Annotated in this window: 14 protein-coding genes; 3 read left to right on the top strand and 11 right to left on the bottom strand. The window is 54.6% G+C overall.

Annotated elements, in window-relative coordinates:
- Positions 1-8: 8 nt before the first annotated feature.
- Genes ttrB through ttrA form a run of 3 tightly spaced genes read left to right on the top strand, consistent with a single transcriptional unit; the run spans position 9 to position 4,818 of the window.
- The gene (ttrB, locus tag JLG71_RS13695; RefSeq protein WP_025106318.1) at positions 9-737 is read left to right on the top strand and encodes a tetrathionate reductase subunit TtrB; all 729 of its coding nucleotides are present in this window, start codon (positions 9-11) and stop codon (positions 735-737) included.
- Positions 738-1,760, top strand: coding sequence for a tetrathionate reductase subunit TtrC (gene ttrC, locus JLG71_RS13690; RefSeq protein ID WP_025106317.1), 1,023 nt, complete (start codon positions 738-740; stop codon positions 1,758-1,760).
- Complete coding sequence (gene ttrA / locus JLG71_RS13685) at positions 1,753-4,818, top strand: tetrathionate reductase subunit TtrA (RefSeq protein WP_148851732.1); 3,066 nt, start codon at positions 1,753-1,755, stop codon at positions 4,816-4,818. Before ttrC ends, ttrA begins: the two co-directional genes overlap by 8 nt.
- 59 nt (positions 4,819-4,877) lie before the next feature.
- On the opposite strand, the gene JLG71_RS13680 is transcribed toward ttrA, so the two are convergent.
- The 11 genes from JLG71_RS13680 to JLG71_RS13630 all read right to left on the bottom strand — a co-directional run bounded on the left by JLG71_RS13680 (position 4,878) and on the right by JLG71_RS13630 (position 13,206).
- Positions 4,878-5,732: a hypothetical protein gene (locus JLG71_RS13680; RefSeq protein WP_048262843.1), complete on the bottom strand. Its 855-nt coding sequence runs from the start codon at positions 5,730-5,732 to the stop codon at positions 4,878-4,880.
- A gap of 27 nt (positions 5,733-5,759) precedes the next feature.
- On the bottom strand, positions 5,760-6,260 hold the full coding sequence (locus tag JLG71_RS13675) for a fimbrial protein (RefSeq protein ID WP_025106314.1): 501 nt from the start codon (positions 6,258-6,260) through the stop codon (positions 5,760-5,762).
- Positions 6,261-6,278: 18 nt separating this feature from the next.
- Positions 6,279-6,764 carry a fimbrial protein gene (locus tag JLG71_RS13670; RefSeq protein ID WP_025106313.1) on the bottom strand — a complete coding sequence of 162 codons (486 nt, stop codon included), beginning with the start codon at positions 6,762-6,764 and terminating at the stop codon, positions 6,279-6,281.
- A 20-nt stretch (positions 6,765-6,784) separates the two neighbouring features.
- Positions 6,785-7,312 (bottom strand): fimbrial protein, encoded by a 528-nt coding sequence (locus tag JLG71_RS13665; protein WP_064378023.1) that lies wholly within the window; start codon positions 7,310-7,312, stop codon positions 6,785-6,787.
- A gap of 1 nt (position 7,313) precedes the next feature.
- On the bottom strand, positions 7,314-8,069 hold the full coding sequence (locus JLG71_RS13660; protein WP_046877952.1) for a fimbrial biogenesis chaperone: 756 nt from the start codon (positions 8,067-8,069) through the stop codon (positions 7,314-7,316).
- Positions 8,070-8,278: 209 nt separating this feature from the next.
- Entirely contained in the window at positions 8,279-9,253 is a 975-nt protein-coding gene (locus JLG71_RS13655) for a LuxR C-terminal-related transcriptional regulator (protein WP_025106310.1), read from the bottom strand.
- Positions 9,254-9,389: 136 nt separating this feature from the next.
- Positions 9,390-10,712, bottom strand: coding sequence for an FKBP-type peptidyl-prolyl cis-trans isomerase N-terminal domain-containing protein (locus tag JLG71_RS13650; RefSeq protein WP_224226061.1), 1,323 nt, complete (start codon positions 10,710-10,712; stop codon positions 9,390-9,392).
- Positions 10,713-10,744: 32 nt separating this feature from the next.
- Positions 10,745-11,134 (bottom strand): hypothetical protein, encoded by a 390-nt coding sequence (locus tag JLG71_RS13645; RefSeq protein ID WP_025106308.1) that lies wholly within the window; start codon positions 11,132-11,134, stop codon positions 10,745-10,747.
- Between the two features lie 184 nt (positions 11,135-11,318).
- Positions 11,319-11,846: a fimbrial protein gene (locus JLG71_RS13640; protein ID WP_025106307.1), complete on the bottom strand. Its 528-nt coding sequence runs from the start codon at positions 11,844-11,846 to the stop codon at positions 11,319-11,321.
- Positions 11,846-12,439, bottom strand: a complete 594-nt coding sequence (locus JLG71_RS13635) for a fimbrial protein (RefSeq protein WP_064404995.1) — start codon at positions 12,437-12,439, stop codon at positions 11,846-11,848. The genes JLG71_RS13640 and JLG71_RS13635 overlap by 1 nt, the downstream gene beginning before the upstream one ends.
- Before the next feature lie 32 nt (positions 12,440-12,471).
- On the bottom strand, positions 12,472-13,206 hold the full coding sequence (locus JLG71_RS13630) for a fimbria/pilus periplasmic chaperone (protein WP_148851933.1): 735 nt from the start codon (positions 13,204-13,206) through the stop codon (positions 12,472-12,474).
- Between the last annotated feature and the right edge of the window lie 10 nt (positions 13,207-13,216).

Raw genomic sequence — 13,216 nt, 5'->3', positions numbered from 1 at the left:
GGAAAAATATGGACAGCAGTAAACGACAGTTTCTGGCGCAGCTGGGCGTTCTCACCGCCGGCGCGTCTCTGGTGCCGCTGGCGGAGGCGAAATTTCCCTTTTCGCCGGCCCGCCGCGAAGGCGCCTCCGGTCATCGCTATGCCATGCTGGTTGACCTGCGACGCTGCATCGGCTGCCAGGCCTGCACCGTCAGTTGCGCAATCGAAAATCAGACGCCGCAGGGGGCGTTTCGTACTCACGTCAATCAGTATCAGGTGCAGTTGGGCGATCGGGTCACCAACGTCCTGCTACCGCGGCTGTGCAACCATTGTGATAACCCGCCCTGCGTGCCGGTCTGCCCGGTGCAGGCCACCTTTCAGCGCCAGGATGGCATTGTGGTGGTGGATAACACCCGCTGCGTCGGCTGCGCCTACTGCGTCCAGGCCTGCCCCTATGACGCGCGTTTTATCAACCATGAGACACAAACCGCCGATAAGTGCACCTTCTGCGTTCATCGCCTGGAAGCCGGGCTGCTCCCCGCCTGCGTCGAGTCCTGCGTCGGCGGCGCGCGGATCGTCGGCGATATCCAGGACCGTCAAAGCCGTATCTCGCAGACGCTCGCCCTGCACCATGACGCCATCAAGGTGCTGAAGCCGGAAAACGGTACCGTCCCCCACGTTTTCTATCTCGGACTGGACGAGGCGTTTGTTACCCCGCTGATGGGACATGCCCAACCCGCGCTCTGGCAGGAGGTATGAATGAGCCAAACCATGATCATTGAGGAAGTGCTGGCCCGTCCGCAGGAGGTGAGCTGGCTGCCGTGGGCGGTGCAGTATTTCTTTTTCATCGGCATTGCCGCCTGCGCGGCGCTGTTTGGCTGCCTGCTTCACTGGCGCAAAAGACACGATGCGAAACTGGAACGGCTGACGCTGCTGATTGCTCTGACCTGCGCGATTACCGCGCCGCTGGCGCTGACGGCGGACCTGCATCAAACCGCCCGCTTCTGGCACTTTTACGCCTATCCCACGCCCTGGTCGTGGATGCCTTGGGGGGCGCTGTTTCTGCCGCTATTCACCCTCTTTCTGGGCCTGTGGTTTGCGGTACGGCAGTTAGGTCTGCTGCGCAATAGAAGTGACAGCGTCACAAAATGGCTGGCGCTGGCCAGCGCGCTTACCGCGACGGGGCTGCTGCTTTACACCGGACGCGAAGTCTCCGTGGTTCAGGCCCGCCCGGTCTGGTTCAGCTACGCCTTTGTGCTGGCGATGTTCTTTAGCGCGCTGCAAACCTTTTTCGCCCTGCTGATTGTCGCGGTACGCAATGATTTTCAATGCCAAAGGCAGTTGGCGATATGGCAGCTCTCAGCGCTTATGCTGCTGGCCGTCATCGTGGCGATCTGGGTCAGCGGTGATACCCTTTCCGGCTCGGCTATTCGTCAGTGGCTGGTCATTTCGCCTTCAGCTCGTCATTACGCGATCGGCTGGCTGGCATGCTGGCTTATTTCATTGATCTTTTGCGCGCTTGCCCTGCGTTATCCACTGACGCTGCCCGTTCGTGCCCTGCTGGCCGTCAGCGCCATGGCGCTGAGCTGGCTGATGCGCTGGACGCTGCTGATTCAGGGGCAAACCATCCCCAAATTTAATGCCCAGTTTAATCCCTATACCCTGCCGGTCGGTACCGACGGCTGGCTCGCTATCCTTGGCACCTTCGGCCTGTGGATTGCGCTGCTCATTATTGTCCGTGAAACCGTAAACGGACTCGCAAGGAGAAGGCAACATGGCTAATTTAATCCGTCGTCAGTGGCTCAAAGTCGGCCTCGCCGCAGGCGGTCTGGCGTCTTTCGCCCTGAGCTATCGCGAGGTGGCAAAGCGCGCCCTTGACGGCCTGCTCAGCGGTACATCCGGTAAAGTGACCCGCGATCGTATTTTCGCTAATGCGCTGATCCCGGAAGCCAATGCAAATACCGGCTGGCAACAAAATCCTCGGCAGGTTATCTCGATGACCCAATGTTTTGGCTGCTGGACGCAGTGCGGCGTTCGGGTGCGGGTGGATAGCGAGAAAGGCCAGGTACTGCGCATTGCCGGCAACCCTTATCACCCGCTTTCTCATGAGCACCACCTCGACTCTTCCATTCCTTTTTCAACCGCCATGGCGCAGCTGGCGGGTGAAAGCGGACTTGATGCCCGCTCTACCGCCTGCGCGCGCGGCGCCACGCAGCTCGAGGGACTCTATAGCCCGCTGCGGCTCCTTGAGCCGATGAAGCGCGCGGGTAAACGCGGCGAAGGGAAATGGCAGCGCATCAGCTTTGAACAACTGGTGAAAGAGGTGGTTGAAGGCGGCGATCTGTTTGGCGAGGGGCACGTTGATGGTCTGCGCGCGATTCACGATCCGATCGCCCCCGTTGACCCCCGGCATCCGGGATTCGGCCCAAAAACCAACCAGCTACTGGTCACCAACACCAGCGACGACGGGCGCGATACCTTTTTACGCCGTTTTGCGCTGAACAGCTTCGGCAGTAAAAACTTCGGCGCACATGGTTCCTACTGCGGGCTGGCCTATCGCGCGGGCTCCGGCGCCTTAATGGGCGATCTGGATAAAAACCCGCACGTGAAGCCCGACTGGGATAACGTTGAGTTCGCCCTGTTTATGGGAACGTCGCCCGCCCAGTCAGGCAACCCCTTTAAACGCCAGGCCAGGCAGCTCGCCAGCGCCCGCCTGCGCAATGACTTTCAGTATGTGGTGGTCGCGCCGGCGCTGCCGCTCACCACGGTGATGGCAGACGATCGCGGGCACTGGCTGCCGGTGATCCCCGGGAGCGATTCGGCGCTGGCAATGGCGATGATTCGCTGGATTATCGAAAACCGGCGCTACAACGCCGATTACCTGGCGCTACCGGGCGCGCAAGCGATGCGGCAGGCCGCCGAAAAGAGCTGGACCAATGCGACCCACCTGGTCATCACCGATGACCAGCCGGAGCTGGCCGGACAGCATTTAACCCTTGCTCACCTGAATGCGGAGGGCGCCAGCGAACCGGTGGTGGTTAACGAAAGCGGTGACGTTGTCGCCGCCAGCGGCTGCCCGCGCGGCGCGCTCTTTGTAACGCGCCAGCTAACCCTGCCGGACGGGCTCAGCGTGACGGTCAAAAGCGGCTTCCAGCTGCTGAAAGAGTCCGCTGAAAAGCTCACCCTGGCACAGTACAGCCAGCAGTGCGGCGTCGCGGAAGATAAGATCGCGGCGCTGGCGGATGCCTTTACCCGTCATGGTCGTAAAGCCGCGGTCATTACCCACGGCGGCATGATGGCCGGCAACGGATTTTACAGCGCCTGGGCGGTCATGATGCTTAATGCGCTAATCGGTAATCTCAGCCTGGAAGGCGGCGTGTTTGTCGGCGGCGGCAAATTCAACGGCGCGACAGACGGCCCGCGTTACAACCTGGAGAGCTTTGCCGGTAAAGTGAAGCCGAAAGGGCTCAGCATCGCGCGCAGCAAAACCGCGTATGAATCCTCCGAAGAGTATCGCAGCAAGGCGGCGGCGGGCGTCTCCCCCTATCCGGCCAGAGCCCCGTGGTATCCGTTCGTCGCCGGACAGCTGACCGAGCTGCTGACCTCGGCGCTCGAAGGCTACCCCTATCCGCTGAAAGCGTGGATTTCCAATATGACCAACCCGCTGTATGGCGTGCCCGGGCTACGCGCGGTTGCGGAAGAGAAACTAAAGGATCCGCAGCGGCTGCCGCTGTTTATCGCCATTGACGCCTTTATGAATGAAACCACCGCTCTGGCCGACTATATCGTTCCGGATACGCATAATTTCGAAAGCTGGGGATTCAGCGCGCCGTGGGCCGGCGTCGCCAGTAAGGCCACCACCGCCCGCTGGCCGGTCGTCCCTGCCGCCACCGCAAAAACCGCTGACGGTGAGCCAGCGTCAATGGAAGCATTTTGCATTGCGGTGGCGAAGCGTCTTAATCTGCCAGGATTTGGCGAAAACGCCATTACCGATGCTCAGGGTAACCGCTATCCACTCCACCGGGCTGAGGACTATTACCTGCGCATGGCCGCGAACATTGCGTTTCTGGGTAACGCGCCGGTTGCCGAAGCCATTAGCGAGGATCTGACGCTGACCGGGGTGCAGCGTATTCTGCCGGTTATCAACCAGACCCTGAAAGCGGACGAAGTGAGCCGGGTAGCCTTTGTCTACTCCCGCGGCGGGCGCTTCGCGCCGGACACAATCGGTCGAGCGGAGAATCGCGTCGGTCAATTGTGGGAAAAACCGCTGCAAATATGGAACGCGGAGGTTGCCGCCCACCGCCACGCCATCACCGGCGAGCGCTACAGCGGCTGCCCGGCATGGTATCCGGCCAGATTGTCCGACGGACGCGCTGTCGAAGCGCTTTTCCCGCGACAGCAGTGGCCGCTGAAGCTGATCTCGTTTAAATCCAATACCATGGCCAGCGCCTCGACGGTGATCCCGCGCCTGCATCACCTTAAGCCGACCAATCTGGTGGCGCTGAATCCGCTGGACGGCCAGCGCTACGGCCTGGCGCACGGCGACCGCGTACGAATTTCCACGCCCGGCGGCCAGGCTGAAGCCGTCATTAGCCTGTTAAGTGGCGTGATGCCCGGCGTCATCGCGATTGAACACGGCTACGGGCATCGCGAAATGGGCGCGGCGCGGCACATCCTCGACGGTGAGCCCATGCCGTTCGCGGCGCAGATTAAAGCCGGCATTAACCTTAACGATTTGGGATTTGCCGACCCAACCCGCGAGGTGAGCAATACCTGGCTGGACTGGGTCTCCGGCGCGGCGGTGCGTCAGGGGCTGCCGGCAAGGATTGAGCGGGTGTAGACCGCTTCGGTACGTACAGGGTTGTGCTCCTTAGCGTACCGGTATCGAGGCGGCCATGATTAGTTATAAACCACCATCATCACGCCGGTTCCGTTGAAGGCGCCGGTCGAGGTTGGCGTCCCAGCCAGCGTTCCTCTTAACCGTAGCGAGGACTGAGAGCCGGAGTAGGTGGTATTACCCGGCGCTGAGTTAGCTGCCCCAAGTCCCAGATTGGCACGCATGCCGTTGCTGAGCGGGATATAGGTATTGCCTGTTTGTAGCTTTAACACATAGCTCACCGAGGAAGACGTGCAGGAAACGCCCACCGTACTATCAGCCGTTTTGCCCGCCGCCTGGTCAAGCATTAGCGTACCGAAACTTAGCGTTACCTGAGGCACAGACATGGCGCACCACTCGTTTAGCGGTGGCGCCGTCATGCAGTTTATACCGCTACCGGCTCCCGGCGGATAAACAAGGTCGGAAAAATTAAAGTTACCATTAGCTTCACGAAGCGTGTATCCAAAGCAGACGGTGGAAGAGCCTCCCACGACACTGTAATTTCGGATGGAAATTTGATTTCTGACGCTATCGACGCTCGCGTTAAGCACTTCTCGCCAGGTTCCCTTATACGGGACGCCGGGCGGAGGATAACTCGTGGCAACATCCGATGTCCCCCAAAAGTCGCCATTCGCAGTCAGCGCGTTTGCAACCAAAAGCCCGCCATTACTGCCTAAGTTCGCTGGTGTATCCAGGCTGACGCTACCTGAACTCACGGTAATATCACCTGTGGTGATAATCCACTCAGTACCCGTACCGAAAGGGACCAACCTTACTGCGGTGACCGTTTTCCACCGATAGTTTTCACCGTACACGGGTACAGAAACCGGCACGATCATGGCTGCCGCTAAGGCTGCCTGAAATAGCTTTTTCTTCACCTGCACTCTCCTGTGCATAAAATAGCGTTACTGGTATTCGGCCCGCAGGGTTGCGGTGGCGCTAAATAATCCTTCCACCAACTCCACCCCGTTGCGCTGAACAAGGAGAGCTTCAATACTCGGCAGCGTCACGCTATTGATGTTGATGGCCTCGCCCAGCTTAAACGGCTGGCCGTTCTGGTAGATTTTCACGCCAAGATTGGCCTGCTCAGGGGTCACCACGGTGGCATTGTCGGCATCAAACCCGGCCGCGTTACCGCGTACGCTAAGCCGCAGCTGCCATGCAAGGGTGCTGTCTTCACATTTCAGGGTTAGTGGAACGGTTTCACGGTATTTTCCCTCCACGATTTTTTTTATTCGGACATCACCGAAATCCACATACACAGGGCCGCCTTCGCTTATTGAGCAAGCCGGTGGCGTCACCAGAGTGCCGATAAACTCGAGGTTTTCCGGGTCTGCCGCCTGAAGAGATGACGTCATCATCAGGCCGACCAACAGCAAGGGGGCATATCCGCTCAATTTCATCATGTTGTTTCCCTGCGCCATTTACTGATACTCCACGACAAGCGAAGCCATGACCCTGAACGGCCCACCGCTCAGAGTCACTCCGCTTTGTTTGATGGGGGCGGCGTAAAGCTTGGGGATATTGGGGTCGGTGAAATTTAGCCAGGTGCCAACGTTAAGGCGGGTATCACCATTGTACAGGGCGATGCCCAGCCCGCTTTGACCTCCCGCCAGCGCCGTGCTGTCAAAGCTTGCCGCTGTCCCCGTTATGCGCACTTTCTGTTTTGACGATACCGCCATGGAGCAATCTAAATCGAAATCAATCAGCTTCCGGTATTGCGTCCCGTCGATACGGGTGGTCATCACCTCGTTGCCAAAGTTGACGGTGATAACGTTATTGTTATGTACCACACACGGAGGCGCTTCTATTAAGGTGCCGCTAAAGTTAACCGTTGCGTCGGCCAGCGCGCTGGTGCCAAAGCACAACGTAAGGGGAAGCACCAGGCCACGCAGATTTATGGGGGTCACTATGTCTCTCTCCTCTCGCGTCACTGGTAGTCAATGACCATGGTGCCTGTGCCGAAAAACGGACCTGCGGTAAGCGTGGCGTTATTCTGAGCCACGGGTACGGCCCACAGCCTGGGTTTATTGGCTGTGCCATTGAAGTTGACATAATTGCCGGGAGTCATGAGCGTGGTGCCGGCACTTCCGCTGTACAGCCGTATGCCCAGGCCCCCTTTACTGGTCAACAAAAGACCGCTGCCAAAACTCGCCAGAGCCCCTCGAATCGTCAGTTTGAGGGCATTACTGTTCAGGCCAGTACAGGTGAGACCATATTGAATCTCTTTCTTATAATTCACTCCGTCTACCAGACGAGTAATCAGATCATCACCAAACTTCACGTCTACGGTGTTGTTACCGTCAATAACGCACTGCGGCCCATCGATCAGGGTGCCGTTGACGGTGATAGTGGTGGTATCTCCTTCAGCGGCCTTCGCCTGTCCGCCGGAAAAAAGCAGTAAGGCTCCAGCCATCATCAGATACGCTCGGGATGTTATTGAGTGTTGGCGCGTCATATCAGCCTTCCTTTGGTAGTGCCACTTTTCCCGCACGGCATAGCGTCCCGGTGCAGGTAAACGGTAATAATCGCGCGCTGCCATAATCATTAATAAACATCAGCGTCGGATTATTTCCCAACCGCAAGGTGGGTAGCGTCAGCGCCGCTTTATCTTTTGGAGAAACCATCACGGGCTCGAAATCGTCCAGTGCTTTTCCGTTCAGGCTGTCACGCGCTTCAACAAATGAAAAATGGTACGGTGTCGGATTATTAACCTCATAGCGGTCCCCCTTACGAGCGAGGGTCAGCGTTTCTACGCCGGGCACCGCATCAAGCAGGGGATCCACCTTAATCCCCTTTGGTCGCCAGAACACTTTCATTCGCGTCTGCATAGCCAGCATCAGAACGTTAGGCTTGTCGGATTTTGGCGGGATCTCGCGTAAGTTAAGCCAGAATACGCTTTCTCTGTCGTTGGGCAGTGAAGAGGCATCCGCAACCTGCTGTACCCTGATCATCGTTCTACCGTCGGGCTCAATACGCTGTACGGGCGGTAAAATCATCAGAGGGCCGTTTATTTTTTCTTCTTTCTCGTTTTCCATCCACCCCTGGGCGAGATAGGGATCCTGCGTATTATTATTTTTCACGCTCAATCCGACAGATTTCTCCCCTTCATTGAAAATAACCCGGGAGCGTTCCACAGATAATGCAGCCTGAGCTGAATGCTGGCTTCCGGTAAACAGTAGAATACCCAGAAAAGACGTTAATTTAAGTTTCATACTTTCACCTGTCGTATCACTTACAGGACCAGAGTTATTTCATCTAGCAGATAATTTACATTTTATGTCTATCTGTACATATGCGTTTTTAAGGGGGAGATCCATTTTCAGAAATGGCATGATGAACATTCCTAAATTTGCACCCCACCCATTATTAATATTCATTTTCGTCCCTGCTTATTAGCCGAGACAGTTGTCCTGGACAAGAATTAACTTGCCAGCTTCCAGCGGAGAGTATGACTTCTCCCTTTTCCGGTTTTGATACTGATCACTTTACCGTTTGATTCCATCTGGCATAATAAATAACGCATGCTGTAGATACTGATATCCATCTCATTGGCTATTTCTCGCGTTGTCAGCCATACCTCATCATCCAGTTCGCTTTTTCGTAACCGTTTTTTGGTCAAGCGTTTTATACTTTGTAAAGCTCGCTCTTTATCATCGAGCTGTCTCTCCATATCACCAGACAACGTGGTTTTCCATATTAGCTGATCTTCATCCGCATCACGTTCGTGATTATTAACAACCTCAGCATATTTATCAGAAACCGATTTGGTACCCAGCCACGAAACGAAATCACTGTATCTGGTGATATTGACTTTCCGCATAATCGAGCGTCGATAGCCACTGAGCGCCTTAATACTACAGCCCATTTTGCGAGAAATTTCATCGTGGCCTAAGCCCTGGCTCAAATAGCCTAGCATTAGCTGTTCACGCCATGTCAACTGGTAGGGACCAGGACATTTATTACAATTTGGTTTACGTAAGTCAGGAGGCCCGCACATGAGATCGGCGAAAAACAGCATGAACAGTTTGCGCCGGATGGTCGCCACTGAGTTCCTCATCGCGAGAACTGAACTAACAACCGGGCAATGAAAGTTTTTATCATAGTGTTCACTACGTGGATAAACGCTTAACCACTTTTTCTTGAGGAGCTTAAATTTATAGTCATTGTGGGCGCGAAATCGTTGACAATCGACCCAGTCAAAGGCTTTTTCCCCAGGAGATTGCACTTGCACAATGAGATCGGCTTCCTGCAATTTTTTGACTAAGGATACGGTAATATTGCCGCTAAACTCATCCTCAAATAACTCCTCAAGGAGAAAGACCACCCCCTGAGAAAAATAATTATTCTCAGTTGCCACATAAACCGGCAAATAGGTACCTCTGGTGTCATCCATCATATTTTCTCCTCTTTCCCGAACAATTAATATCTCTACATAAATAAACACTAAAATAATTATACAATTGATGCCCCACTCACTCTCTCGGCCATGCGAGCTATATTTTAAAAGTAACGTAAATTTTTACTTAAATTATTTACATTGCATGCAATTCAATTACCCGGATGCGCCAATGTTCAATATAATTCCCGTATTTTCGAGGATCGCCATACTCATCAACCTTAACGGCTAACTCTGCTTCACCATGAAGACGAATATCCTTCACCACAATCTGAAGCCATTCAGGAAGATCGGACAACTTTTCCTGTAATACCAGACCCGTCAGATCGGTGTCCGCAATCACGGTACCATCTGACAGACGGCGATTGACCGAAATGGTTAGCGCCGCTTCAGAGTGCTCATCCTCGAACAGCGGCTCACCCGCATGGATGACTTTATACCAGGCCTGCTCACCCGCAGTTTGTATGCCCTCCTCCCGGCGAAATTTCTCCAGCCATGCGTTATCCCGCGCTTCCTTTTGCTGCTTGATCTTGTGCATCGCAACCTCGACTCGCTGATTGGCGCGGTTAAGATGGCGCTCAAATTCCTCCTGAGATAACCGGCGTTCGCCGCGTATCGTTTCGCTAATGCCGGCCAGAAAGGCCGCCTTATCAACATGAACATCTTGTTCATTCCGCTGTTCGAGTACGCCCAAAATGTCAAACCCCATCGCCATCCCGGCGGCAAAATCGGCCAGTTCATCGTCGGTTGCCGGCAGTGCGGGATGCTGTGCTTGCTTAAGGCTCGATTGCAATTTTCTGGTTACTACTTGCCACTGCGCATTTTTCTCTTCCAGCTGATTGGCACGCACGGTGAGCGCCTGGAGCTCCTGTTGTTGCTTGCCATTGTTCTCCATTGCCGCGGCGAGCTGTTCAGAAGCCGCCTGGAGGGTAACGAACTGCTGCTGTACTTCACGGTGTCGCAAAGCGAGTTGAGCCTTCAATCTCTCTACCTCATTGCGCGATAGCTGGAAATTTTCGCGTAAATCAATCTCTGCGGGACTCAGTGACGCATGTTGCCTTAACGCCTTAAACCAGCGCCCCAAAATCTGGGGATCGGGTAAAGAGGGATTCTTACTGGCCCCAGCCACTAACTTGTCCCGGTCTTCCGCTACCGTTGGCGCCTGCTTATCCGTCGGTTTAGAAGGCGTAATCGCAGGTGATGTCATTCGCTTATCGGCGGCAACAGCCGGTGGTACTCTTTTTTTTCTTGTTGCCGCCGGAGGCGGAGCTTTAGATTTCTCACCGGGCAGCGATCGCTGTACAGCAGATTTTTGACGCGGCGCAGAAGATTTGTCTTCCTCCGCTTGTGGCTGAGACGGGGATGTAATGGCTTTATTTTCATCATTGCGTGACGTCCATTCACGAGCATAGTTCAACACATCCGCCCGTGAAGATGAAATCAAAACGATACCCATCATCAGGACCAAAACGTTCCCTGCTCTACGATCCATTAAATATTCTCACCCGTTGGCTTCACGGCGAGGCTATTGAGCATTTCGGCGCGGACCTCCGAGCATAATTTTACCGCCTGAAACTTATACAAAGCGTCAATGGCATTACGCGTTTCAGGATTAACGGAACTTCGTACGTTGGTATAGCCGGAAGCGCCGAGCATCACTCGCTCAAAGCGAGACTTGAGCTCGACATGTTTAATAGGGTTAATCGACTCCAGCGCCCTGAGTTCTTTTTCGCACTGCACCATATCCAACTCCCCGTCTGAAGTCGTGGGGGGATCCACGGATTCCATGGAAGAGGTAACCTGTGACGGAATGTTTTTTGCGACGCAACCCGTTAAAAATGTACCTGCGATGATCGCTGCTATACATCCTGATTTAAACATTATTTAATGCACTCCAGTATATGACTTATTAATGTCTTCTTTCCTGAAAATAAAGCAACAGGAAGCAAGCAGATTCTTATAAAGAACATTCAAATGGTTATTTGACCCATGAATAAATAGCAGCCCAGAAAAGTTAACCAACTGACATTTTGCGTAAAGCAGTAATAACTAATCAGCCCGGGTTTTAATCATATTCCAGAAGAAAAGTGGTGACGCATTCAAAATCTCCCTCTCTGACCAGATGATGTACTGGTGCGGAAATAAAGGCCTGAAAATTTAAAAAAGTATCTCCCGCCTTCAATGCTGCCGGCCGCATAGGGACATTGGGTTTTACCGGCGTACCGTTCTCATCTTCCAGCGCAATGGCAATACCACTCGCCGTTCCGCTGACGGCGAATAGCCCTGGCTGAGCGCTATCCTCAGTTCCCATAAAGGTTACGGTCACCGTGTCGCCCAGCGAGAGATCGCACTCCGTCAACCAGATTGAAAAACGCTCGCGTTCGCTGCGGGGATATTTCATAAATGTCTTAGAAGGCACGTTACGAAAATCGACAATCTGATCTTCCGAATCCACGTGTAATTCACAAGGGTCGGCAATCAGATTCCCGGAGAAATGAACGTCAGTATCGGCATGAGTGACCGACACACCAGCCAGCAAAAGCAGCAGAGGAAAGCTTGCCAGGCTGAGTACGCGCACGATATTTTTTTTCATTATTCGTACTCCAGGCCGATATTCACCACGCTGCGCCATTCATTAGCCATCAGCGGCGCGGGAAGACGCCATAGCTGAGCCTGCACCACCAAATCGTTGCGTCCCGGATAGAGAATCTGCGGTCGACTCTGGATCGCGGGTCGTAAGAGTTCTCCCTGTCGGTCGCTAAGGCGCAACGCGACCCCTTCTACGCCACCATGCACCCGGAAAAAGCGGTCATCCATCGGTTCTGCTTCCCCATAGATAGTCAGTCTTACCGCAGACTGTCCGTTTAACATCGTGGCGCCGCGCATCATTTGGCGATCGCGCATAAACGAGTATTCTCCCGGGCAACGATCTAATTTGATGTACACCAGTACTGATGGCGTAACGCTACCCGGCCGTTCCAGTCCCCAGGCAACGGTGCTGCCCAAATCGATCTCTTGTTCTGCCGACTCAGGCAGCAGCGCGCACGGTGACGCAACAAGCGTTCCGCTTGCGCGAATGCCGCCATTCAGGCCATCGGTATCCCAGTTAGCGGCGCTCGCCGCGGAAACGACTCCAGCCATCAAAAGCCACAACATGAGGGCGGTATGACCAAATCCTTGTTTCATCAGGCTTCTCCTGTGTTCAGCTTCGGCGTCCATCAGCTTGCCGGGGTATCCGCAGCCTGGCAGATGTTACCGCTGCAGCTAAACCGCAGGGTTGGCTTACCGCCGAAGTCGTTAATCGTGGTGACATGCGGCACGGTATAGTGCGCGCTATTGACCATCGAGGTGGACTTCGGCGGTACCATCACCGTTTGAAATCCGCTGGCCACCGCCACTTTCGGCGCAGCGGTAATCCCGATCACCGTCAAGTAATAGGGCGTCGGGTTTTCTACCCGATAACCGCCGTTCACTTTATGCAGCACCAGTTGGTTATCCCAGCGGCTATACTTCTCCGGCAGAATGGCTTTGGGGCGATAGAACAATTTTATTTTGGTGTGTAACGCCAGCTGCATCACGTTGGGTCGCTCGCTTTTTGGCGGCACCTCGCGCACGTTGAAATAAAAAATGCTCTCTCTGTCCTGAGGTAACATCGCGGCATCCGGCATGGCGTTGATACGCATCATGCTCTTCCCTTTCGCCTCAAGACGCTGCAGCGGCGGAACAACCACCAGAGGACCGCTGATTTTCTTCCCGTGTTCATCCTCAATCCATCCCTGCGCCAGGTACGGCATTGACGTACTGTCGTTAGTAATACTCAGGGAAATGCTCTTTTCCGAACCGGGGAAAATCGCCCGCGTTCTGTCCAGCGCAATCGCTGCCCCGGCTTCGTTAACCAGACCTGCCGCCAGGCTTGCCAGCACTATCGTCATCGCTATCTTTTTGCTTTTCATTACATCACCA

The organism is Klebsiella michiganensis, from assembly GCF_015139575.1.
Lineage (GTDB): Bacteria > Pseudomonadota > Gammaproteobacteria > Enterobacterales > Enterobacteriaceae > Klebsiella > Klebsiella michiganensis.
This window is presented reverse-complemented; position numbering and strand designations above follow the sequence as displayed.

Excerpts from the sequence above, each read along its gene's own strand:
- JLG71_RS13630 (WP_148851933.1), bottom strand. The coding sequence starts at position 13,206 with ATGAAAAGCAAAAAGATAGCGATGACGATAGTGCTGGCAAGCCTGGCG.
- JLG71_RS13635 (WP_064404995.1), bottom strand. The coding sequence starts at position 12,439 with ATGAAACAAGGATTTGGTCATACCGCCCTCATGTTGTGGCTTTTGATG.
- JLG71_RS13660 (WP_046877952.1), bottom strand. The coding sequence starts at position 8,069 with ATGAAACTTAAATTAACGTCTTTTCTGGGTATTCTACTGTTTACCGGA.
- ttrC (WP_025106317.1), top strand. The coding sequence starts at position 738 with ATGAGCCAAACCATGATCATTGAGGAAGTGCTGGCCCGTCCGCAGGAG.
- ttrA (WP_148851732.1), top strand. The coding sequence starts at position 1,753 with ATGGCTAATTTAATCCGTCGTCAGTGGCTCAAAGTCGGCCTCGCCGCA.
- JLG71_RS13675 (WP_025106314.1), bottom strand. The coding sequence starts at position 6,260 with ATGATGAAATTGAGCGGATATGCCCCCTTGCTGTTGGTCGGCCTGATG.
- JLG71_RS13665 (WP_064378023.1), bottom strand. The coding sequence starts at position 7,312 with ATGACGCGCCAACACTCAATAACATCCCGAGCGTATCTGATGATGGCT.
- ttrB (WP_025106318.1), top strand. The coding sequence starts at position 9 with ATGGACAGCAGTAAACGACAGTTTCTGGCGCAGCTGGGCGTTCTCACC.
- JLG71_RS13645 (WP_025106308.1), bottom strand. The coding sequence starts at position 11,134 with ATGTTTAAATCAGGATGTATAGCAGCGATCATCGCAGGTACATTTTTA.
- JLG71_RS13650 (WP_224226061.1), bottom strand. The coding sequence starts at position 10,712 with ATGATGGGTATCGTTTTGATTTCATCTTCACGGGCGGATGTGTTGAAC.
- JLG71_RS13655 (WP_025106310.1), bottom strand. The coding sequence starts at position 9,253 with ATGATGGATGACACCAGAGGTACCTATTTGCCGGTTTATGTGGCAACT.
- JLG71_RS13640 (WP_025106307.1), bottom strand. The coding sequence starts at position 11,846 with ATGAAAAAAAATATCGTGCGCGTACTCAGCCTGGCAAGCTTTCCTCTG.